Here is a 21,454-nt window from a genome sequence, read left to right on the forward strand (position 1 = left end):
GGACCGGCCTGCGACCGGCCCGAGACCCTGGGGCGGTGACGCGGCGGACGGGGCCGCCGGTGACACCGGTGACGCTGGGGACGCCCTCCACGGCCGCGGCACCACTGTGACCGGCCGTGCCCCCTTCGGGGTGGAAGTCCCGTCGCTCACGAGGGCCTGAGCCGCTGCGGGCGGTCCGCCCAGGGGTAGCCGTGCGCGGTGAACGCGTCGGCGAGGCCGCGCCACGGCAGGCCGCTCTTCTCCCGGGCCAGCTCCTCACCGTCCGGGCCGAGCAGTACGAGGTGTTTGCCGTCCCGGTGCACCAGGGTGATCCCGTCACGGGCGAACTCCTGCTCCGCGTCCCTGACGGCGAGGACCACCCGGCTGTCGGACACGCGGACCGTCAGTGAGTCGTGCACCGCGCCGAACCCGATCAGCACGCCCAGCAGCAGGCCCACGGCCACCGCGCCGAGGGAGAGACCGGGCTCGGGGATCGAGTTCAGCAGCTTCGCCGGGCCCTTCAACGGCGCCCAGCGCAGTTTCGGCAGCCAGTCCGCGAGGACCGTGGTCAGCCAGCCGACCACGCCCGTGCCCAGCACGCAGATGAGCATGATCGCCCAGACCGGTTCGGCCAGCACGGTGGCGTCGTCCGCCCGCGCGCGTGTCCCCGGCTCCGGCCGCTTCTCCATGTCCACGTTTCCGCTCCCCCGCTCGGCACCGGTGGTGCGACCACCGCTCACTCCACCAGTCTGGCGAGAAGGAGGCGCCCGGTCGTCGGCCGATGGTCTACGGCCCGACGACTTTGGTCGCCGCGTCCCACCGGGCGCGGGTACGCCTCCCCGGTGCGCGCGCCTGCGCTGCCGGAGGGGTACGTTCCGCACGTTGCCCCGGTTTCCGGGCCACGGAGGAGCCTGCCGCGGGAGAGTGGGAATCATGAGATGGGAATCATGAGAGACGTGGAGCGCATCGACCCGGCACGGGCCCGCGCGTGGCTCGCCACCGCCGTCGAGGAGGCCAGGGCCGGTCTCGCCGAGGGCGGCATCCCCATCGGCGCCGCGTTGTACGCGGCGGACGGCACACTCCTCGGCCGGGGCCACAACCGCCGCGTCCAGGACGGCGACCCGTCCACGCACGCGGAAACGGCCGCCTTCCGCAACGCGGGACGGCAGGGCTCGTACCGCGGCACGACGATGGTGACGACGCTCTCGCCGTGCTGGTACTGCAGCGGTCTGGTCCGGCAGTTCGGGATCTCCCGGGTCGTCGTCGGGGAGGCCGAGACCTTCCACGGCGGGCACGACTGGCTGGCGGAGCACGGCGTGGAGATCGTGCTCCTCGACGACGCCGAGTGCGTCGCCCTGATGCGCGACTTCGTCAGGAACAACCCGGCACTGTGGAATGAGGACATCGGTGAGTGACACCGCGACCCCCGACAGCCCCCGCCCCCCGACCGCCGGTTCCCGCACGCCGGACACCACCGGACCCCGCCTCCCGTCCGCCGGACCCCGTGTTCCGACCGTCGACCTCGGGCCGTGGCTCTCCGGCGATCCCGGCGCCCGCGCCCGGATCGCCCGCACGGTCGACGGGGCGCTACGGAGCGCCGGCTTCCTGCTGGTGACCGGGCACGGCGTCGACCCGGACCTGCGGGCCCGGGTCCGCGAGGCGGCCCGCGTCTTCTTCACGCTCCCCGCCGAGGCAAAGGAGCCGTACGCGGCGAAGGTCGGCGGGCGCGGCTGGCTCGGTCCGGGCGCCGAGGCCAACGGCTACGCGGAGGGCACGCCCACCCCGCCCGACCTCAAGGAGTCCCTGACCTTCGCGACGCACGAGCCCTTCGACGACCCGGCGACCAACGCGGAGTGGTACGCGCCGAACGTCTGGCCCGCCGAGACCCCTGAACTGCGGGCCCTGTGCGAGGAGTACCTGGCGCGGATGGGCGAGCTGGAGAACCACCTGCTCGCCCTGCTCGGTGAGGCGCTGGGTCTGGAGCCCGACTTCTTCACCCGGCACATGGACCACCCGACGTACGGCTTCAACATCAACTGGTACCCGGGCACGGAGGTCGTCGGCGAGCCCCAGGAGGGCCAGTTCCGCATCGGCCCCCACACCGACTTCGGCACGGTCACCATCCTCGACCGGCAGGCGGGCAGGGGCGGTCTGCAGGTCTACACCGACGAGGGCGGCTGGGAGGACGCGCCCTTCGACCCGGACGCCTTCACCATCAACATCGGTGACCTGATGGCCCGTTGGACCGGCGACCGCTGGCGTTCGGGCCGCCACCGCGTACTGCCCCCGCCGTCCGACGAACCCACCGAGGAGCTGATGTCCCTCGTCTACTTCGGCGAGTGCACCCCGGGGACGCGGGTCGAGTCGGTCCCGGCGCCGGTCGGCCGCGTGGCGTACGAACCGGTCGACTCCCACGTGTACCTGCGGGAGAAGCTGAACTCGATCACGGTGGACTGAGTGGACCGAGTGAACTGAACTGCAGGGGGACGCGTGGGGCGGAGCGCGGCGCACGTCCTCGCGGACCGGCCGTTCCGTGGTCGAACTCCGCCGACGGCACCGACATTTCCGGAAGCCCGCGGACATCACGCGATCCACTCCGAAGCAACGCCCCCAGGGCACCACGGCTGTTGATAGACCTCACAGCAGCACGAGTACAGGACCCACGGGCCCCAGGGGGAGATGCGGTGCGCGAAGGGCTGCACGGCCGGGGGGCGTTGTTCGACACGGATCCGCCCGGCCTCGCTCCACGGCTGGTCGGGCTGCGCCCCTTCCAGCAACGGCCGAGCCCGTTGGAGCACACGGAGGAGCTGCCGTTCGTCGTGTTCGCGGGCGGGCGGGGGCTCGGCAAGAGCGCGGTGCTGGAGCAGCTCAGGGACGCCTACGAAGGGCATACGCCGGTCGCGCTGATCGACTGCGAGGACGAGCTGTTCGCGTGCGGGGACGAGCAGGGCCCGGTTCCGTCGCCGCGGCGGCCCCGCGAGGCGTGGTCCCCGGTGTCCCAGGCGGTGCTGACGATCGCCGAGCAGCTGGCCGAGCCGGTGACCGGCGCCGGACGGATTCCGTTCCCGCGGCTCGCGGCGGGGCTGCTGGCCGTGGTGGCGGGCGGCTGGAACGACCGGGACCTGCCACGTATCCGGCAGGAGGCCGAGCGGATCCTGCTGCTGAACCGCACCGGGTCACGGGCCGCCGGGTCCTGGGGCGCCGGGTTCGCGGGGCGCTGGGTCGGCCGGGTGTCGACCCGACTGGCCGCCGCGCTCTCCGGTACGGGGCCGGTCGTCGAGCCGGTCATCGAGGCGACCCTGGAGGCCTTCACGGAGGGCGTCACGTCCACCCACCGACGACTGCGGAAGGCGGCCACCTGGTACCGGGACTACCCGCACGCGGGCGGCAACCCGAAGCTCGGACTCATGCTGCTCTCCGGGCACTTCAGGCTGGGCCGCGACCCCCGCACCCACGCCGAGCGCCATCTCGTACGGGCCCTGCTGGCCGACCTCGACGACGCGTACACCGGCGCTCTGCCCGGTGCCCTGCAGCGCACCCACCGGCTCGGGCGTCCGCTGGTGCTCCTCGACAACGCGCAGAGCGCTCCGGGCCCCGGCCTGATCGGTTCGGTACTGCGGGACCGGGCCGACGGCATCGCCGACCGGGTGGCGTTCTTCGCGGGCCTGCGCGGCGACGGGCACCCGTCCCTGCACCACGCCGTCCGGCGCTCGCTCCCGGAGGTGGCCCACCACAGCGGCTGGCAGCCCGGCACCGCCGTCTCGTCCCGGGCGCTCCTCGTACCGCTGCCGCCGCCCGGGTAGGGGCGGCGGGGTCCACGGCGAAGGCGGGTCGAGGGATCAGACCCCGGCGTAGGAGTGCTTGCCGGAGACGAAGATGTTCACCCCGTAGTAGTTGAACAGCCAGCAGGCGAAGGCGATGAGCGCGATGTACGCGGCCTTGCGGCCCTTCCAGCCGGCCGTGGCACGCGCGTGCAGGTAGCAGGCGTACGCGACCCACGTGATGAAGGCCCAGGTCTCCTTGGGGTCCCAGCCCCAGTAGCGGCCCCAGGCGTCGCCCGCCCAGATGGCGCCCGCGATGATCGTGAACGTCCACAGCGGGAAGACCGCGGCGTTCACGCGGTAGGAGAACTTGTCGAGCGAGGCCGAGGCGGGCAGCCGCTCCATGACGGAGGTGGCAAAGCGGCCCGGCTTGCCACCGGTCGTCAGCTTGTTCTCGTACGAGTCCTTGAAGAGGTACAGGATCGTGGCGACCGCGCCCACGTAGAAGACCGCTCCGCAGAGGATCGCCGTGGAGACGTGGATGTAGAGCCAGTACGAGTGGAGGGCGGGGACCAACTGGTCGCTGGCGGTGTAGAGCACGGTGACCGCGACACCGAGGTCGAGGAGGACCGAGGTGACCAGGGGCAGCCCGAGCCAGCGGATGTTCTTCCGCAGCGCGAGGAGCGTGAGGTAGACGCCCACGGCGACGGTGGAGAAGGTGATGTTGAACTCGTACATGTTGCCCCACGGCGCCCGCTCCACCGACAGGGCGCGTGTGAGCACGCCGCTGAACTCGATGAGGAAGGCGAGCACGGTGAGGGACACGGCGATGCGGCCGTAGAGGTCCCCCTGCTCGTCACCGCCGTGTGCGCCCGGCCCGTCCGGCACGTCCCGCGCGCCGGCCGCGGCCCGCGTGACGACCTTGGGCCGTTCCAGTACGGCGGTGCCGCCCGCGTTCTGCACGGTGACCGCCGGAGCCCCCGCCTTCTTGGCGTCCCCGGCGGTGAGCGCGGCGGCCGTGCGGCCGACCGTGCTGCGGCTGCCGAAGATCCATTCGGCGATGTACGCGAAGAAGGCCAGCGTGTAGACGGCCATCGCGGAGTAGATCAGCGTGTTGCTGAGGTTCGCGAGGTTTTCGTTGGTCGCGGCAGCGAGGTCGGTTGCGGCGGCGAGAGTCACTTGGTCTCAGCCCCTTCGGCAGGTACGGCGGGAGGTTCGGGGGTGGAAGTCTCGTTCTCCGGCCCGGGGCCCGGGTCGGGGCCGGCGTCCGGGTCCTGCTCCGGGCTGTCGGGGGCGCCCGGCGCCAGGTCGTACAGGTGGCCGGCCAGGGTGCCCAGTTCCTCCGGGACCTTGGCGGACTCGCTGCGGCCGAGGCCCGCCATCTCGACGACCGTGACACCGTCGGGGCCCGCGGTGGCCCGCACCCAGACGCGGCGGCGCTGGATGAAGAGGGAGGCCGCGAGACCGAAGATGGCGGCGAACGATCCGACGAGGGCCCAGCCGGAGCCGGGCTGACGGGTGACCTGGAAGTTCGCCCACTCCTTGATCCCCTTCTCGAAGGTGACCGAGCCGGCGCCGTTCGGGAGCTGCATGGTCTCGCCGGGCTTCAGGTTCTCCCTGAGCTGCTTGCCCTTGGAGTCCTTGAACTCCTTCATGTTCTTCTTCTCCAGCTGGTACACGCTCTGCGGCAGACCCGCGTCGACACCGAGGTCGCCGTGGTACGCGGCCAGGTTCAGCACCGGGTTCAGCAGCGCCGGGAACTGCGAGACCACCGCCGTGCCGTCCCCGCCGTACGCCGGCAGGAAGAAGGCCTGGAAGCCGAGCTGCTCCCGCTTCCCCCCGGCGTTCCGGTACCCGTCCATGACCTTGATCGCGCCGGTCGAGGTGACGTTGGAGTCGAGCGGCAGCAGCGGCACGGCCTGGTGGTAGACGACCTCGCCCTTGCCGTCCCGGACGGTGATGACGGGCGCGTAGCCGTGGGCGGTGAGGTACACCTTCGAGCCGTCGACCTCCAGCGGCTCGTTGACCTTGATGGTCTTCTTCTTCGCCTTGCCGTCCGCGCCCACGCTGTAGTCGACGGTCGCCTGGAACGTCCGGGGGGTGCCCTTGTTGGGGCCCGTGGTCTCGTACGTGCCCTTGAAGTCGTCGAGCACGAAGCTGAACGGCTCCAGGTCGTCCGTGTCGAAGAGGTTCCCGGACTTGAAGTCGTCGTACTGCGTGAGGGTGTTGGCGAAACCGTCGCCCTCGACGACCAGTTTGTTGCCCTCGGACTTGAAGAGCTGGCCCCAGGCGAAGGCCACCAGCATCACGATCAGTGCGATGTGGAAGGCGAGGTTGCCGACCTCACGGAGATAGCCCTTCTCGGCGGCGACGGCGTCCCCGGCGAGATGCGCACGGAAGCGGCGCTGCTTCAGGAGCTTGAGCGCCTCCTCGCGGACCGCCTCCGGCTCGGCCCCGGTCCGCCACGTCGTGTACGCGGGCAGCCGGGTCAGCAGGCGCGGCGCACCCGGCGGGCGGCCGCGCAGCTGGCCGACGAACTGCCAGGTGCGGGGCACGATGCAGCCGATGAGCGAGACGAAGAGCAGGATGTAGATCGCGGAGAACCACACCGAGCTGTAGACGTGGAAGAGTCCGAGCTGCTCGTAGAGCGGGCCGAGCGTGGTGTGCTGTGCCCGGAACTCGGCGACCTTCGTGTCGTCGGTCCCGGACTGCGGGATCAGCGAGCCGGGGATCGCGCCGAGGGACAGCAGGAAGAGCAGGAGCAGCGCGACCCGCATCGAGGTGAGCTGCCGCCAGATCCAGCGGGTCCAGCCGAAGACCTCGCGGCCGGTCCAGGCGAGCCGGCCCAGGGCGCCGGGGGTGCGGGAACCGCCGAAGGAGCCGGGCATCGCCGTCTCCCGGGGCGCGGTGGACAACTGGGCCCCGGCGGCACCGAGATCGCCGGCGTCACGCGTCGCGGTGTCACCCGTACCGTTCTCGTCGGTCCGGCCCTCGGTCCTCGCGTCGGTGTCCCGTGTCGCGCTCATGCGTCAGATCCCTACCGTGAAGCCGTTGGACCAGCCCTGCATCTCCTGCACGATGCCGTCCCAGGCGCCGGTCAGCAGGAGCAGACCGGTCGCGATCATCATTCCGCCGCCGATCCGCATGACCCACACGTAGTGGCGCTTGACCCAGCCGAAGGCACCGAGCGCCTTGCGGAAGGCGACGGCCGCGACGACGAAGGGCACGCCCAGACCGACGCAGTACGCGACCGTCAGTATGGCCCCGCGTCCGGCGCTCGCCTCGGACGAGGAGAGCGCCAGCACGGAGGCGAGCGTCGGGCCGATGCAAGGCGTCCAGCCGATCCCGAAGAGCGCGCCGAGCAGCGGGGCCCCGACCAGACCGGCGACCGGCCGCTTGTGGAAGCGGAACTCGCGCTGGGTCAGCCAGGGCATCATCCCCAGGAAGAACACCCCCATGAGGACCATGAGGACGCCGAGCACCTGGGACATCGTGTCCTTGTGCTCCTGCAGGGTCGAGCCGAAGTAGCCGAAGAGCGCCCCGCCGGAGACGAACACGGCGGTGAAGCCCAGCACGAACAGCGAGGCCCCGGCGACCATCCGGCCGCGTCGCGCGTCGGCCAGGTCGGTGCCGCTGACGCCGGTGACGTACGAGAGATAGCCGGGTACGAGCGGCAGTACGCACGGGGAGAAGAAGGAGACCAGCCCGCCGAGCACGGCGATCGGGATGGCGAGCACCAGCGCCCCGGTGAGGACGGTCTGGTTGGGGTCGGTGCCCGCGGCTACGAGAAGAGACACGAGCCGTCACTTCTCCGCGAGGATCGGCTTGAGCATCTTGCGCAGGTTCGCCTCGCTGAGTGCCGCCAGCGAGCGGGAGGCGACCTTGCCGTCCCGGTCGAGGACGAGCGTGGAGGGGATCGTCTGCGGGTTGAGCGTGCCCTTCTTGAAGCGGAGCATCAGCTTGCCCGTGGGGTCGTACAGACTCGGGTAGGTGACGCCCTGTTCCTTCTCGAAGGCGATCGCCGGGCTGGTGCTGGTGTCACGGGTGTTGATGCCGACGAACTGCACGCCCTGGTCCTTGAGGTCGTCGGAGACCTTGACGAAGTTCTTCGCCTCCAGGCGGCACGGGCCGCACCAGGAGCCCCAGACGTTCAGGACGACGATCTTGCCCTTGTAGTCGGCGACGTCGAGCTGCTTGCCGTCGAGGGTCTTGCCCGACAGGTCGGGGGCCGGGGTGCGACTGCCCTTCTCGACCGTGGCGATGCCGTCGGAGCCGGTGACGAAGCCGGTGTCACCCGACCCGCCGGCCTTGCCCCCGGAGCCGCAGGCGGACAGGAGCAGCGCCGCGGCGACGACCCCGCCGGCCAGCGAAGCGGCACGGCCACGGGTCCGGTTGGTGCGCTGGAAGGTCCGGTTCGTGCGCTGGGGGGCGCGGTGGGCGGCACTCATGTGAAAAGTTTCGCATGTCCGTTCCGGGGATCTTGCGCACCCCCCTCACGGGCGGAGAACCGCACGTCGGACAGCGTTTCGGGGGCTGATCGCGGAGGCCGTCAGGCGGCCTGACCCGTGCCCTTCGCCGAGTCGTCCGCGGAGTTCGTGGCGGTGGCGCCGAGGAACGTGTTCCAGCCACCGGCCGGCTCCTGGCCCACTCCCAGGGTCCGCAGCTTCTCCAGGACGGCCGCGTCCTGCACGTCGAGCCAGTCCACGAACTGCCGGAACGACACCAGGCGTACGTCCTTCTTGCCCGCGATGTGCTTCAGCGCCTCCTCGACGGCGTCCATGTAGATGCCGCCGTTCCATTCCTCGAAGTGGTTGCCGACGAAGAAGGGGGCGCGGTTCGTCTCGTATGCCCGCTTGAAGCCCGCTATGTACGCGTTGGTCGCCTGCTTGCGCCAGGCCGGGTAGTTGGCGGGCGGGGCCTGGGTCGAGTTGACCGACTGGTTCGCGAGGATGTTGTAGTCCATCGAGAGGACCTCGAAGGTGTGGCCGGGGAACGGGATGGCCTGGAGCGGCAGGTCCCAGACGCCGCCCTTCTTCGCGGGCCAGATCTGGAGGCCGCCGGGCGAGGAGGCGTCGTAGCGCCAGCCGAGCTCGCGGGCGGTGGGCAGCAGGTTGTTCTGGCCCTTCAGGCACGGGGTGCGGCCCCCGATCAGTTCCTTCTCGTAGTCGAAGGGCAGCGCGGGCACGTCGGCCTCGGTCCAGCCCGTGTTCGTACGCCACTCCTTGACGAAGGCCTTCGCCTGGGCGATCTCGCTCTTCCACTGGGCCGGGGTCCAGTTCTCGACCGTGCCGGTGCCGCCGCAGAAGTGGCCGTTGAAGTGGGTGCCTATCTCGTGTCCGTCGAGCCAGGCCCGACGGAGGTTCTTCAGCGTCGACCTGATGTGCGCGTCCGTCAGATAACCGATGTCGGAAGCGCCGGGCGCGTTGTTCGGCGGGAGGTACTTGCGCTTTTTCGACTCGGGCAGGAGATAGAGACCGGAGAGGAAGAACGTCATGCGTGCGTCGTGTTCTTCGGAGAGTTTCAGGAATCGCTCGAAGAGGCCGTTGCCGACGTCCCCCGCGCCGTCCCAGGAAAAGACGACGAACTGCGGCGGGGTCTCGCCCGGTTCGAGTGGCACGGGCTTGCCGGGCTGCTTGGGCTGCTTCCCGGTGAAGGAGGTGGAACCGTCACCGAGGAGGCGGGCGGGGCGTCCGCCACCCTTGTTGCCGCCGCCACCGGCGTTTCCGGAACCCCCGACGTCCTTGGAGCCGTCTCCCAGTGCGCTGCCGCAGCCGACGAGCCCCGCGGCCGCCGCCGCGCCTGCTCCGAGTCCCAGCATTCCCCTTCGACTGATGTCCCGCATTCCGTCCCCATTCGTCGCGCCCTGTGCCCAAACCAGATGGACACCGGGTTAGAGGGGACGACGAACCGGCGGGTTCCATGCCACACACACATATTTCGGTGACTTTAAGAAGATGAACCTGTAACGGACGCAACGGAACTAAAGAACCCGATTGCCCGTCCACGTAGGGCGGCCCCGGAAGGGGCGTGCCCCTTCCGGGGCCGCCCTACAGGGGCGCGGGGAACTGCGCGCCCAGCCCCCACACACCCGCGCTCCGAAGCGGACCGGTCCGGCCCTGGGGCCCCGGGGCCGAGGCCCCAGGAGCGCCTACGCTCCGAAGGCCTTGGACCCACCCTTCACCGGCTTGGCACCGGCAAGGAGATGCGCCGGCACCAGATCCCGCGCCGGCTCGGTGTACCCGACGGACACGATCCTGTCGCCCTGGTAGGTGAAGGTCGTCAGCGACGCGAGCGTGCACTGCCGCTTGCGCGGGTCGTGCCACAGCCGCCGCCGCTCCACGAAGGACCGCACGATCCAGATGGGCAGCTGGTGGCTGACGCACACGGCCTCGTGCCCCCGCGCCGCGTCCTTCGCCGCGTCCAGCGCGCCCATCATCCGTACGACCTGCTCCAGGTACGGCTCGCCCCAGGACGGCCGGAACGGGTTGACGAGGTGCTTCCAGTTCTCGGGCCGGCGCAGCGCGCCGTCCCCGACACCGAAGGCCTTGCCCTGGAAGACGTTCTCCGCCTCGATCAGCCGGGTGTCGGTCGCGAGATCGAGACCGTGCGCCTCGGCGACCGGCGTGGCCGTCTCACGGGCCCGCTCCAGCGGGGAGGAGACGACGTGCGTGATGTCCCGGGGGGCGAGGTGCTCGGCGACCCGCTCGGCCATCCGCTGTCCCAGCTCGGACAGGTGGTAGCCGGGCAGCCGCCCGTAGAGCAGGCCGTCCGGATTGGCGACCTCCCCGTGCCGCATCACGTGTACGACGGTGATGTCACTCATGCTGCCGTGGCCTCCGCTGCTGCCCGTGCCGCCGCCGGAAGGGCGTCGGCGATCCGCTGAACCGCCCGGTCGTCGTGCGCCGTCGACACGAACCAGGACTCGAACGAGGACGGCGGCAGGTACACACCCTGCGCCAGCATCGAGTGGAAGAAGGCGTTGAAGCGGTACGACTCCTGCGTCTTCGCGTCCTCGTAATTACGTACGTCTCCCTCGGTGAAGAAGACGGAGAACATGTTGGACGCGTTCTGCAGCCTGTGCACCACACCTTCCTTGGTGAGGGCGTCCGTGACGAGCGTACGGATCTGCTCGGACACCGCGTCGAGCTGGGCGTACGCGGCGTCGTCGAGCAGCCGCAGCTGGGCGAGGCCCGCGGCGGTCGCGACCGGGTTCCCGGACAGCGTGCCCGCCTGGTAGACGGGGCCCACGGGCGCGAGGTGCGCCATCACGTCCCCGCGTCCGCCGAAGGCCGCGGCCGGGAAACCGCCGCCCATGACCTTGCCGAAGGTCATGAGGTCGGGCGCGACCCCGTCCACCCCGTACCAGCCGGCCCTGCTGGTCCGGAAGCCGGTCATGACCTCGTCGGAGATGTAGAGGGCCCCGTCCGCCGCGCAGGCGTCCTTGAGGCCCTGGTTGAAGCCGGGCCCGGGCGGCACGACGCCCATGTTGCCGGGCGAGGCCTCGGTGATCACACAGGCGATCTCGCCGGGATGCGCACGGAAGGCCGCGCGTACGGCGTCGAGGTCGTTGTACGGAAGGACGATGGTGTCCCCGGCCTGGGCGCCCGTGACGCCGGGGGTGTCGGGCAGCGCGAACGTGGCGAGGCCGCTGCCCGCCGCGGCCAGCAGCGCGTCCACGTGCCCGTGGTAGCAGCCGGCGAACTTCACGACCTTGGCGCGCCCGGTGAAACCGCGCGCGAGACGGATGGCGGACATGGTCGCCTCGGTGCCGCTGGACACGAGACGGACCTGCTCGACCGGCTCGACGCGGGCGACGATCTCCTCGGCGAGCGCGACCTCGCCCTCACCCGGCGTGCCGAAGGAGGTGCCTCGGGAGACGGCCGCCTGGACCGCCGCGATGACCTCGGGACGGGAATGGCCGAGGATCATCGGCCCCCACGAACAAACGAGGTCCACATACTCCCTCCCGTCGGCATCCGTCAGGTATGGACCGTTACCGGACACCATGAACCGGGGCGTACCGCCCACGGCGCGGAACGCGCGGACGGGAGAGTTCACGCCGCCGGGCGTCACGGCCGCCGCACGGTCGAAAAGAGTCTGCGAAACTGGGGCTTCGTACGGATAGCTCACACGGACCATGGTGTCAGAGGCTGCGAAGATCCTGCGGACAGGTGTTTCAACGTACGTTTCGGCGTGCGGCCGCGGGGGAGGTCACTGTCACGATGATCGGGTTGCGTGGCGGGGGTCGCGCGCCCTGGAAAAGCAGTCGGGTGGAGATATGCATCGCGGTGGTGGACTGGGCGAGGGGACCGATGACCTCGGTCCTCGGCGTTCCCGGCGGGGGAAGCACCGGCGCGAGGCGGAGGCTGCCGAGGCACGGCAGACACAGGGATCGCAGGGCGAACCTGAGCGGATCGACCCGTCCGCGCGTATGGACGGTATGGACTACACGGACCGCGGGGCAGACCAGCTCAGGCCAGGAAGCGGGAATGGTGGCCGGGTGGGGGTGACGTACAAATACTTCGGGGCCCCGGACGGCGCGACCGCCGCCCGCGTCCCGATCTCCATGCGCCCGGAGGAACTCGGCGGCGACGAGCTCGGCATGAACGGCATGTTCACGAAGATCAAGCCCGAGACGATGGCCGCGATGGTTCTCACCGGCATAGAGGGCATACCCCTGCACAAGGTGCCCCCGCTCGAACTCGTCGTTCTCCATCCCGACTACGCCGTGGTCAAGCTCCCCATGACCGTCGTCGACCCGCTCCGCGGCATCGGCGAGGAGGCCGTGGGCGCGGCCGCCTTCATCTGGTCGACGGTCCCGGACCGCGGCGGCCCCCGCGACGCGTTCAACGTCTACCAACTGCTGCACGAGTGGCAGGACTTCAGCCACCGGCTGCATGAGGCGGGGCATCAGCCGTACTGCCTGGTGTGGCCGTAGGCGAGTTGCCTCAAGGATGATTCGGGCGGGACCTTCGGGTCCCGCCCTTCTTCGTTCACCGCGCGCCATGGCACGGCGCGCGTGCGGTGACCCACGGGGCGCCCGGCCGACCGGGCGACCTCCCCTTTGCCCGACCTTTGCCGCTCCGGCCACCCATCCACTTGCGTAAGTCAATCAATTCAATTTATCGTTGAGTGAGTCAAGCAAATCTCCCCCCTGCTCCTCCGACGGAGGCACTCCGATGTCCGACGCCCTTCACCGATCCGCCGCGGCCGGGAGCTCTGCCCCGCCCAGGCCGAACGCCGTCGTGGCGGTCCTGGCCTTCGCCGGAATCGTCGTCTCGCTGATGCAGACGCTCGTCATCCCGATCGTCCCCGAGCTGCCCAGGCTCCTCGACGCCTCGGCGTCGAACACCGCCTGGACGATCACGGCCACCCTGCTCGCCGCCGCCGTCGCCACTCCCGTGGTCGGCCGCCTCGGCGACATGTACGGCAAGCGCCGCATGCTGCTGATCAGCATCGCCTCGCTGATATCCGGCTCGGTCGTGGCCGCGCTGAGCGACTCCGTCGTCCCGATGATCGCCGGACGCGCCCTCCAGGGACTGGCCGCCGGTGTCATCCCCCTCGGCATCAGCATCATGCGCGACGTGCTGCCGGCCGAGCGGCTCGCCGGGTCGACCGCGCTGATGAGTGCCTCACTCGGCGTCGGCGGCGCCCTCGGCCTGCCCTCCGCCGCGTTCCTCGCCGACAACTTCGACTGGCACGTGCTGTTCTGGACCTCGGCCGCACTCGGTGCCGTGGCCCTCGTCCTCGTCCTGACGCTCGTGCCCGAGTCGAAGGTGCGCACCGGCGGACGCTTCGACCTCGTCGGCGCCCTCGGCATGGCCACGGGGCTCGTGTCCCTGCTGCTGGCCGTCTCCAAGGGCGGCGACTGGGGCTGGACAAGCGGGTCCGTCCTCGGCCTGTTCGCCGTCTCGGTGCTCGTGCTGGTGGCGTGGGGCTTCTACGAGCTGCGTACCCGTCAGCCGCTGGTGGACCTGCGCACCACCGCCCGCCGTCAGGTGCTGTTCACCAACCTCGCCTCGATCGCGTTCGGCTTCTCGATGTTCGCGATGTCGCTGGTCCTGCCGCAGTTGCTGCAGCTGCCCGAGCAGACCGGTTACGGCCTCGGCAAGTCCATGATGACCGTGGGTCTGGTGCTCGCTCCGCAGGGTCTGGTGATGATGGCCATGGCGCCGCTCTCCGCCGCCATCACCAAGTCCCGGGGCCCGAAGATCACCCTGATGACGGGTGCCGTCATCGTCGCCGCCGGCTACGGCCTGAACATCGTGCTGATGTCCGAGGTCTGGCACCTCGTCCTGGTCTCCTGCGTCATCGGCGGCGGTGTCGGCTTCGCCTACGGGGCGATGCCCGCGCTGATCATGGGTGCCGTGCCTCCCTCGGAGACGGCCGCCGCCAACAGCCTCAACACCCTGATGCGGTCCATCGGCACGTCGTTCGCCAGCGCCGTCGCCGGTGTCGTCCTGGCGCAGATGACCACGGACTTCGGCACCACCGCGCTGCCCTCCGAGAACGGCTTCAAGGTGGTCATGGCCATCGGTGCCGGAGCGGCGCTCCTCGCGCTCGCCCTCGCCGCGTTCCTGCCGGGCCGGCGGCCCGCCGCGCAGGCGGTGACCGCAGCCGGCGACACCGGTGGAGGGGACACCGGCGGCGGGCACTCCGGGCCCGTGGAGGTCTCGGGCGTGAAGTCGTAGGTTCCGGGGCAAGCCGCGGCGATCCGGCGCGGACCGTGACGTCCCTCGCTCATCGCGTGCGCCTCCGGTGGCCGCCCCGCCCGCTCCCGCGGGAGGCGGCCACCGGAGGCGCACGGGTCCGCCCGTACGCGTCCGCTGGTGTCAGGGCTTGCGGCCCAGGCCCCCGTGCTGGCCGATCGGCGTCGGCTCACCGGAGCCGTTCTTCTCCGGGCGCCACAGCGGAACGGACACGACGCCCGGTTCCACCATCTCCAGCCCCTCGAAGAACGCCTCGATCTGGGGGACGGGACGCAGGAAGTACGGGACCGCGCCGGTCTCGTTGTAGCCGTCCTGGGCCGCCTCGTAGGTCGGGTCGGTGCCGCGGGAGCCGTCGTTGACGCAGAGGTAGCTGCCGGACGGAAGGCCGTCCAGCAGGTCGCGGACCAGGGCGCGGGCCCGGTCGTAGTCCGCGACGTGACCGAGGATGCCGCTCAGGATCAGGGCGGTCGGGCGGGTGAGGTCCAGGGTCCGGGCGGCCGCCTCCAGGATGCGGTCCGGCTCGTAGAGGCTGGCGTCCACGTAGTCGGTGGCCCCCTCCGGCGAGGAGGTGAGCAGGACCCGGGCGTGGGCGAGGACCAGCGGATCGTTGTCGACGTAGACGACCTTGGACTCCGGTGCGAGCCGCTGGGCGACCTCGTGCGTGTTGTCCACGGTCGGCAGGCCGGTGCCCACGTCCAGGAACTGCCGGATGCCCGCGTCCTCCACCAGGTGACGGATGCTGCGGCCGAGGAAGGCGCGGCTGCTGCGGGCGATGGTCACGATGCCGGGGAAGACGGCGGTGTAGGCGTCGCCGGCCTCCTCGTCCACGGGGTAGTTGTCCTTGCCGCCCAGCCAGTAGTTCCAGATCCGGGCCGAGTGCGGCACGGAGGTGTCGATCCTCTGCCGGGCCGGCTGTCCCGTCGGGCTCTCGTGATCGGTCATGGGCACCGTCTTCTCATCCAAGGCGTGTACGAACACGCACAAACCTAAGGTCCAAGGTTCACCGTTCAAGTTCCAACGCCCAAGATACGTACGCCTTTTCGTACCCGGAGGTCGGCCCTCGTCCCGGCGCGGCCGGTTCCCGTCCCGCCGGGCTGCCCGCGCACCGCCCCGAACGGGTGCGCGGACACGTGTGATGATGACGGACATTCTTGGAGAGAAGCGGGGGTGGTGGCCGTGACCAGCCGGTTGCTGATGCCGTACCGGCGGGCGGAGCGCGTGGCGGGGGCGGGTGTGCGGCCTCCGGCGACGGCGGACGTCCCGGGCTCGACACGGCCCACCGCGATCCTGGACTGGACCGGCCCCGGCGTCACGGCCCTGGTGGAGCGGGTGCGGGCCGCCGGGCCCGCGGGGCCGCTCGACGCGCTGCGCGTGGCACACGGGATCGTCGCGCGGGAGATACGGCCCGTGTACTCCGTCGAGGACCGGCGCCGGGTCTCGCGGACGCTGCGGCTCGGGCGCGGGTCGTGCAGCCAGCGGATGGCGGTGCTGGAAGCGGCCGCCCGCGCGATGGGCGTACCCACGCGGGTACGGGGACTGCTGGTCGACGGGGTCTTCTGGTACCCGCGGTTTCCCCGGCTGAAGCCGCTGGTGCCGGAGCAGGTACTGCTGGCCTGGCCCGAGTTCCGGCCGGCGGAGGCGTGGATACCGATCGGCGAACTGTTCGGCACGGCCGACGGCGACACCGGTGGCGGGCCGATGCCCCCCGAGGGCCCGCTCACGGAGCCGGGCGGCGGGACGGGCGACCGCGGCGCCGGGTTCACCAACCAGGGCGGCGAGACGCTCTTCGACGCGGTGGCCCGTACGACGGTCGACTGGGGCGGGGCGTCGAGCTGCACCGCGTCGGGCACGGCCTGCGACCTGTCGGCCCGCGTCCTGAGCGACCTCGGCCACTTCGACTCCCGCGACGAGCTCTTCGCCCGCCACGGCCAGACCCTGTGTCTCGCCGCCCGCACAGCGGGCGAACCGGTCCTGGGCCGCTGGAGCGCGGGAGCCCACAAAATCCCGTCCTGACGCACCCCGGCAGGGGCGCGGGGAACGGCGCGACCAGCCCCCACCGCCCCGCAGCACAAGAACCGGCCTGACGCACTCCCTCAGGGGCGCGGGGAACCGCGCGGCCAGCCACCACGCACCCGCCTCCGGCGGATCACCCTCAGGCCCCCGACACCACGGGCGTGGGCAGCCGCCCGAAGCGGCTGCCCACGCCCACACCACATTCACGCGGCCAGCGACACGGCCCCCACCGCGGGCTCCCGCAACGCCCGCCGTGCCGTGACGAGGCTCGTCACCAGGGTCGCCGCCGTCGCCACCGCCACGATGCCGAGCCAGATCCCGAGCCCCCGGTCCGGCAGGACCGAGTCCGTGCGGACCACCGTGAACGGGATGATCCCGGCGAGCGCCGCAGCCGTACCGAGGAGGACACCCGTCACCGTCAGGACGAGGGACTCGATGCCGACCATGCCGAGGACCTGGCCCGGGGTCGCCCCCGCGAGGCGCTGCCGGCCGAACTCCTTGCGACGGTAGGTCGTCGCCGCGTACAGGGAGTTGATCAGCATGACGCAGGAGAAGACCACGATGATCCCGACGACCGTGAGGTTGAGGGTTTCGAGGTTCTTCGCGTCGACGGACTTGGGGACACCGGCGGCGTCGATGGCGTCGTTCTCGACGGCCTGCATGTAGAGCGTCGCCGTGGCCATGCCGGTGAACAGGATCAGGGGCATGAGGACACCGGACAGCTGGGCGGCGTGCACCCGCATGGTGCGTACGGCGAGATAGCCGCTCGGGCCCGACAGGGGCAGCCGGCCGAGCAGAGCCCTCAGCAGCCGCGGCGAGAGGAGCGCGAGGCCGACCGCGAGGAGGATCGACCCGTACGCAGCCGGTGCCATCAGCGCGGCGTCCGTCGAGGAGAAGGCGAAGGTGGAGCAGGCGGACAGACCCCCCAGGACCAGGGCCGCGCCGGTGACGAACCTGCGCCCCCTGCTCCGGGGCCGGTCCCGGCGGGTGGACCGGCGCACCGCGAGGAACGCCGCCCCCGCCGCGGCGAGCACCGTCACGACGATGCCCGAGTACAGGGCGATGGGACCGAAGGTGTGGTCGACGGAGCCGGCGACCTGTCCGCTGTCCTGGAAGAGGTCGAGCAGGGCCCGCCCGCCGAGCATCGCGGGACCGATGGCGAGCAGCGCGCCCACCAGGGAGACGGCCACCGACTCCCCGACGACCATCCGCCTGATCTGCGCGGGGGTTGCGCCGGAGCAGCGCAACAGCTCCATCTCGGCGGAGCGTTGGCGGACGTTCACCGTCAGGGTGGAGGCGATGGCGAAGAACACAAGGAGGGTGCCGTAGCCGCCCACGACGCCCGCCGCGGTGGACAGGGTCTCCGCGCTGACGGAGTCGACGCCCCGCGCACCGGCCGTGTCGTGCATCGAGTTGAACGTCATGATGACCGTCGCGCCCAGGAAGGCGGACAACAGCGTCGCGGCGAAGCGCCCCGGGCGCTGCCGGACGGAACGCATGGCCAGAGTGAACATCACGCTCACACCCCCGCCATCACGTCGTCGCCGAGGTGCGCGAGGCGCTCGGCCACCGCGTCCACGGTCGGCCGGTGCATCTCGCCCGCGAGCCGCCCGTCCGCGAGGAACAGGACCGAGTCGGCGTACGAGGCGGCGACCGGGTCGTGGGTCACCATGACAACCGTGCGGCCGTGGACGCGCACCGCCTCCTGGAGGAGCAGCAGGACGTCCCGCGCGCTGCGGGTGTCCAGGGCGCCGGTCGGCTCGTCCGCGAAGATCACGCTCGGCTCGGTCACCAGGGCGCGGGCGATGGCGACGCGCTGGCGCTGGCCGCCGGAGAGCTGGTCGGGCCGGTGGCCGAGGCGGTCGCCGAGACCGACGGCGGTGAGGGTCTGCCGGACCCGCGCCCGGTCCACGCGGCGCCGGGCGAGCTTCAGCGGCAGGACCGTGTTCTGCGCCACGGTCAGCGTGTCGAGCAGGTTGTACTGCTGGAAGACGAAGCCGATGCGGTTGCGCCGGAACTTCGTCAGCTCGGCCTCGGTGCCGCCGGTCATCTCCGCGCCGTCGACCATCACGATGCCGCTGTCGGGCCGGTCCAGTCCGGCCGCGCACTGCAGCAGCGTGGACTTGCCGGAGCCCGAGGGACCCATCACCGCGGTGAACGTGCCGCTCGCCAGGCTGAGCGTCACCTCGTCCAGCGCGGTCACGGCGCTGTCGTCGCTCCCGTAGGTCTTGCTGACCTTGACCAGGCGCAGAGCCATCCCGGTGGGGCCCGTGCCGTGGTGCTGCGTCCGTCGGCCGTTTCGGTGGAACATCGTCGTCACCCTCCGTCGGGCACTGTCCGTACCCCCTCGGTCGGGCACCCTCGGCGCCCTCGTCGGGCACTTCCCGTGCCCTGGTGAAGACGCTACGGAGCGGGCGGTGCGCGCACACTGGGCGCAGAACCCGTATCGGGGGGTGTATCCAGCGACACCCCGGCCGACCGGCAGGCCCCTCTCCCCCGGCCGGCCCGCAGGTCAGGGAGCCGGGGCCCGCGCCCCCTGCCGACGGGTCGGACGCAGGCGCCTCAGCCCCAGCAGTCAGCCGCCGGCCGCCGGCCGTCGGCCGTCGGCGCGACCATGGTCAGCGCCCCGGACGGTCAGCGCCCGGACGGTCGGCGCCTCAGGCACCATCACCTCAGCCGTCGGCGGCGACCGTGAAGCCGGTCACCGAGCCGCCGCCCTCCCGGCGCCCGGCGAACGGCTCGCCGCCGTGGACGGCCGCCACCTCACGGACGATCGACAGTCCGAGCCCGGAACCGGGCAGGCTCCGCGCGTCCGGCGCACGGTAGAAGCGGTCGAAGATCCGGTCGAGGTCCTCCTCGGCGATGCCCGGCCCCCGGTCCAGGACCTCGATCCGGACGGTGCTCCCGGCGCGGCTCACCACGAGCTCGATCGGCCCGCTGCCGTCCCGGTCGAACTTCGCCGCGTTCTCGACCAGGTTGGACACGGCCCGCTGCAGCGCCGCGGGCCGCCCCTCGACCACCGTGTCGCCGGACACCCGGACCGTGACGGCACGCCCCGTGCGCCGCCGTGCCGCCACCGCCACGTCGTCCGCGATCTCGGCGAGGGCGACCCGCCGCGGCGGCTCGGTCTCGGACTGACCGGCCGCGAGCGCCACCAGCTCGTTGACCAGGTCGGTGAGTTCACGGGACTCCTGGGCGAGGTCGGCGACCAGTTCCTCACGGACGGCGGGCGGCAGCTCGTCGATGCGGCGCAGCATCGAGATGTTCGTGCGCAGGGACGTCAGGGGCGTACGCAGCTCATGGCCCGCGTCCTGGACCAGGCGCCGCTGATCGTCCTCGGACTGGGCGAGACGGCCCAGCATGCGGTCGAAGGAGCGGCCGAGCCGGGCCACCTCGTCGTACCCGGCGACAGGCACCTGGATGCCGAGCCGCCCGGTGCGCGCCACGTCCTCGGCCGCCCCGGCGAGCCGCACCAGGCGCGAGGTGATGCGCCGGGCCAGCCACCACCCGAAGAGACCCGCGGCGATCACGACGGCGCCCACCAGCAGCACGGTCCGCTGCTGGAGGTCCCGCAGCAGGTCCTCGGTACCGCTGAACTCCTGCGCCACCTGGACGGCGCCCCGCCCGCCGCCGAGCGAGACGGTCGCGACGCGGTAGACGTCGTCGCCGACGTCGACGTCCCGGTGCTCCACCAGCCGCCCGGCGAGCTGCGCGGCGGCGAGCGGCCGGTCGTCGGCGCCCACGGGCAGCGCCGGATGCCCCCGGTCGACGACGGACCCGTCCGGCCCCAGGACCTGCACGGCCGTGCCGCTCGGCCGGACGAGTTCGTCGCGCGGGCCGCCGTCCGCGTCGGCGGTGGCGAAGTCCGCGGGCGACAGGGCGGTCTGGCGCACCTCGTCGAGCAGGTCCTGCACGACACCCGCGAACACGGTCTGCTGGTCGACGCGCACGAGCCGGGCGGCGGCGTCGTACGACAGGAAACCGACCAGGACGGTGACGACGGCCGCCACGGCGGCGAACGACACCGTGAAGGTGGTCCGCAGGGAGGACACCCGGGCCCGGGCCACCCACCGCCCGAACCGGCCGTGCCGCGCGCCCGGGGGCCGCACTCAGTCCTCCCTCAGCACGTACCCCACGCCCCGCACGGTGTGGATCAGTGCGGGCGCGCCCGGCTCGTCGAGCTTGCGCCGCAGGTACCCCACGTACACGGCGAGGTTCTTGGAGCCGGGCCCGAAGTCGTAGCCCCAGATGCGGTCGTAGATGGTGGTGTGGTCGAGGACGATGCCGGCGTTGCGGACGAGCAGCTCCAGCAGGTCGAACTCGGTGCGGGTCAGGTCGACCTCCCGCGGGCCGCGCCAGACCCGGCGGGCCTGCGGGTCGATGCGCAGGCCCGCGACGGCGATCCGGCCGTCGGGCATGCGCTGCGGCTCGCTGGGTACGTCGTCGGGAGTGCCCGTACGCCGCAGCAGGGCCCGGAGCCGGGCGAAGACCTCCTCGACGTCGAAGGGTTTGACCACGTAGTCGTCGGCGCCGGCGTCCAGACCCGCGATGCGGTCCGCTGTCTCGACGAGCGCGGTGAGCATCAGAATGGGAGTGCGGTTGCCCTCGGCGCGCAGGACCCGACAGACCTGGAGGCCGTCGATGCCGGGCATCATCACATCGAGAACGAGCACGTCGGGCGGGCTGCGATGGGCCTGCGCGAGCGCCTGGACACCGTCGGCGACCGCGACGACCTCGTATCCCTCCAGGGTCAGGGCCCGCTCCAGGGCATGGCGGATCGCGCGGTCGTCCTCGGCGAGCAGCAGATTGTGGGGCACGGAACCAGTCTGCCAAGGCGTTGTCTACGTACTACCTGCTGAAGCGGGGTACGGCCGGGCCTCTTACCCGGCTCTCACCCCGCGGGGACCAGTGGCTTACCTCGCCCAGCCACTGTGTCCCGGATGTCAGGGGCGAGCGCCGCGACGGGGAGGGCCACGCACCGCATGAAGCGCA

General features: G+C 71.6%; 19 protein-coding genes. 6 read left to right on the top strand and 13 right to left on the bottom strand.

Annotated elements, in window-relative coordinates:
* Positions 1-146: 146 nt before the first annotated feature.
* Positions 147-719, bottom strand: a complete 573-nt coding sequence (locus tag KUF83_RS17860) for a hypothetical protein (RefSeq protein WP_217455696.1) — start codon at positions 717-719, stop codon at positions 147-149.
* A 207-nt stretch (positions 720-926) separates the two neighbouring features.
* On the opposite strand from KUF83_RS17860, the gene KUF83_RS17865 reads away from it, so the two are divergent.
* From KUF83_RS17865 to KUF83_RS17875, 3 genes are all read left to right on the top strand, one after another.
* Positions 927-1,394: a nucleoside deaminase gene (locus KUF83_RS17865; RefSeq protein ID WP_217455697.1), complete on the top strand. Its 468-nt coding sequence runs from the start codon at positions 927-929 to the stop codon at positions 1,392-1,394.
* Positions 1,387-2,436: a 2-oxoglutarate and iron-dependent oxygenase domain-containing protein gene (locus tag KUF83_RS17870; RefSeq protein ID WP_308403038.1), complete on the top strand. Its 1,050-nt coding sequence runs from the start codon at positions 1,387-1,389 to the stop codon at positions 2,434-2,436. Before KUF83_RS17865 ends, KUF83_RS17870 begins: the two co-directional genes overlap by 8 nt.
* Positions 2,437-2,663: 227 nt before the next feature.
* Positions 2,664-3,782, top strand: coding sequence for a hypothetical protein (locus tag KUF83_RS17875; RefSeq protein ID WP_217455699.1), 1,119 nt, complete (start codon positions 2,664-2,666; stop codon positions 3,780-3,782).
* Between the two features lie 36 nt (positions 3,783-3,818).
* Here the strand turns inward: KUF83_RS17875 and ccsB are convergent, their stop codons facing one another.
* The 7 genes from ccsB to hemL all read right to left on the bottom strand — a co-directional run bounded on the left by ccsB (position 3,819) and on the right by hemL (position 11,879).
* Entirely contained in the window at positions 3,819-4,919 is a 1,101-nt protein-coding gene (ccsB, locus tag KUF83_RS17880) for a c-type cytochrome biogenesis protein CcsB (protein ID WP_217455700.1), read from the bottom strand.
* Entirely contained in the window at positions 4,916-6,766 is a 1,851-nt protein-coding gene (locus KUF83_RS17885) for a cytochrome c biogenesis protein ResB (protein WP_217455701.1), read from the bottom strand. Before KUF83_RS17885 ends, ccsB begins: the two co-directional genes overlap by 4 nt.
* 3 nt (positions 6,767-6,769) lie before the next feature.
* Entirely contained in the window at positions 6,770-7,537 is a 768-nt protein-coding gene (locus KUF83_RS17890; RefSeq protein ID WP_217455702.1) for a cytochrome c biogenesis CcdA family protein, read from the bottom strand.
* A gap of 6 nt (positions 7,538-7,543) precedes the next feature.
* Complete coding sequence (locus KUF83_RS17895; protein ID WP_217455703.1) at positions 7,544-8,188, bottom strand: TlpA disulfide reductase family protein; 645 nt, start codon at positions 8,186-8,188, stop codon at positions 7,544-7,546.
* Positions 8,189-8,289: 101 nt separating this feature from the next.
* The gene (locus tag KUF83_RS17900) at positions 8,290-9,582 is read right to left on the bottom strand and encodes a hypothetical protein (protein WP_217455704.1); all 1,293 of its coding nucleotides are present in this window, start codon (positions 9,580-9,582) and stop codon (positions 8,290-8,292) included.
* 306 nt (positions 9,583-9,888) lie between these two features.
* Positions 9,889-10,563, bottom strand: a complete 675-nt coding sequence (locus KUF83_RS17905) for a histidine phosphatase family protein (RefSeq protein ID WP_217455705.1) — start codon at positions 10,561-10,563, stop codon at positions 9,889-9,891.
* A complete protein-coding gene (gene hemL, locus KUF83_RS17910; RefSeq protein ID WP_217455706.1) occupies positions 10,560-11,879 on the bottom strand; it encodes a glutamate-1-semialdehyde 2,1-aminomutase in 1,320 nt (439 codons plus the stop codon). Before hemL ends, KUF83_RS17905 begins: the two co-directional genes overlap by 4 nt.
* A gap of 139 nt (positions 11,880-12,018) precedes the next feature.
* On the opposite strand from hemL, the gene KUF83_RS17915 reads away from it, so the two are divergent.
* Positions 12,019-12,678: a hypothetical protein gene (locus KUF83_RS17915; RefSeq protein WP_217455707.1), complete on the top strand. Its 660-nt coding sequence runs from the start codon at positions 12,019-12,021 to the stop codon at positions 12,676-12,678.
* 241 nt (positions 12,679-12,919) lie between these two features.
* Positions 12,920-14,431: an MFS transporter gene (locus tag KUF83_RS17920; protein WP_217455708.1), complete on the top strand. Its 1,512-nt coding sequence runs from the start codon at positions 12,920-12,922 to the stop codon at positions 14,429-14,431.
* A 141-nt stretch (positions 14,432-14,572) separates the two neighbouring features.
* Here the strand turns inward: KUF83_RS17920 and KUF83_RS17925 are convergent, their stop codons facing one another.
* Positions 14,573-15,391, bottom strand: a complete 819-nt coding sequence (locus tag KUF83_RS17925) for an SAM-dependent methyltransferase (RefSeq protein ID WP_217455709.1) — start codon at positions 15,389-15,391, stop codon at positions 14,573-14,575.
* 234 nt (positions 15,392-15,625) lie between these two features.
* Between KUF83_RS17925 and KUF83_RS17930 the strand changes: the two genes are divergently transcribed.
* A complete protein-coding gene (locus KUF83_RS17930; RefSeq protein ID WP_308403039.1) occupies positions 15,626-16,462 on the top strand; it encodes a transglutaminase domain-containing protein in 837 nt (278 codons plus the stop codon).
* Between the two features lie 203 nt (positions 16,463-16,665).
* Here KUF83_RS17930 and KUF83_RS17935 read toward each other — a convergent pair whose 3' ends face one another.
* The 4 genes from KUF83_RS17935 to KUF83_RS17950 form a co-directional block, all read right to left on the bottom strand.
* Positions 16,666-17,976, bottom strand: a complete 1,311-nt coding sequence (locus KUF83_RS17935; protein WP_217455760.1) for an FtsX-like permease family protein — start codon at positions 17,974-17,976, stop codon at positions 16,666-16,668.
* 5 nt (positions 17,977-17,981) lie between these two features.
* A complete protein-coding gene (locus KUF83_RS17940) occupies positions 17,982-18,773 on the bottom strand; it encodes an ABC transporter ATP-binding protein (protein WP_217455710.1) in 792 nt (263 codons plus the stop codon).
* Positions 18,774-19,134: 361 nt separating this feature from the next.
* Positions 19,135-20,571: a HAMP domain-containing sensor histidine kinase gene (locus KUF83_RS17945; RefSeq protein ID WP_217455711.1), complete on the bottom strand. Its 1,437-nt coding sequence runs from the start codon at positions 20,569-20,571 to the stop codon at positions 19,135-19,137.
* Positions 20,572-21,279: a response regulator transcription factor gene (locus tag KUF83_RS17950; RefSeq protein ID WP_217455712.1), complete on the bottom strand. Its 708-nt coding sequence runs from the start codon at positions 21,277-21,279 to the stop codon at positions 20,572-20,574. It abuts the gene before it with no gap.
* Positions 21,280-21,454: the final 175 nt, after the last annotated feature.

The sequence above is a fragment of the Streptomyces sp. BV286 genome (assembly GCF_019090165.1).
Lineage (GTDB): Bacteria > Actinomycetota > Actinomycetes > Streptomycetales > Streptomycetaceae > Streptomyces.

What these genes read in the sequence shown, in the direction of transcription:
- KUF83_RS17905 (WP_217455705.1), bottom strand. Translation starts at nt 10,563, where the DNA reads ATGAGTGACATCACCGTCGTACACGTGATGCGGCACGGGGAGGTCGCC.
- KUF83_RS17940 (WP_217455710.1), bottom strand. Translation starts at nt 18,773, where the DNA reads ATGTTCCACCGAAACGGCCGACGGACGCAGCACCACGGCACGGGCCCC.
- KUF83_RS17925 (WP_217455709.1), bottom strand. Translation starts at nt 15,391, where the DNA reads ATGACCGATCACGAGAGCCCGACGGGACAGCCGGCCCGGCAGAGGATC.
- KUF83_RS17900 (WP_217455704.1), bottom strand. Translation starts at nt 9,582, where the DNA reads ATGCGGGACATCAGTCGAAGGGGAATGCTGGGACTCGGAGCAGGCGCG.
- KUF83_RS17895 (WP_217455703.1), bottom strand. Translation starts at nt 8,188, where the DNA reads ATGAGTGCCGCCCACCGCGCCCCCCAGCGCACGAACCGGACCTTCCAG.
- KUF83_RS17935 (WP_217455760.1), bottom strand. Translation starts at nt 17,976, where the DNA reads ATGTTCACTCTGGCCATGCGTTCCGTCCGGCAGCGCCCGGGGCGCTTC.
- KUF83_RS17915 (WP_217455707.1), top strand. Translation starts at nt 12,019, where the DNA reads ATGCATCGCGGTGGTGGACTGGGCGAGGGGACCGATGACCTCGGTCCT.
- KUF83_RS17920 (WP_217455708.1), top strand. Translation starts at nt 12,920, where the DNA reads ATGTCCGACGCCCTTCACCGATCCGCCGCGGCCGGGAGCTCTGCCCCG.
- hemL (WP_217455706.1), bottom strand. Translation starts at nt 11,879, where the DNA reads ATGGTCCGTGTGAGCTATCCGTACGAAGCCCCAGTTTCGCAGACTCTT.
- KUF83_RS17885 (WP_217455701.1), bottom strand. Translation starts at nt 6,766, where the DNA reads ATGAGCGCGACACGGGACACCGACGCGAGGACCGAGGGCCGGACCGAC.
- KUF83_RS17865 (WP_217455697.1), top strand. Translation starts at nt 927, where the DNA reads ATGAGAGACGTGGAGCGCATCGACCCGGCACGGGCCCGCGCGTGGCTC.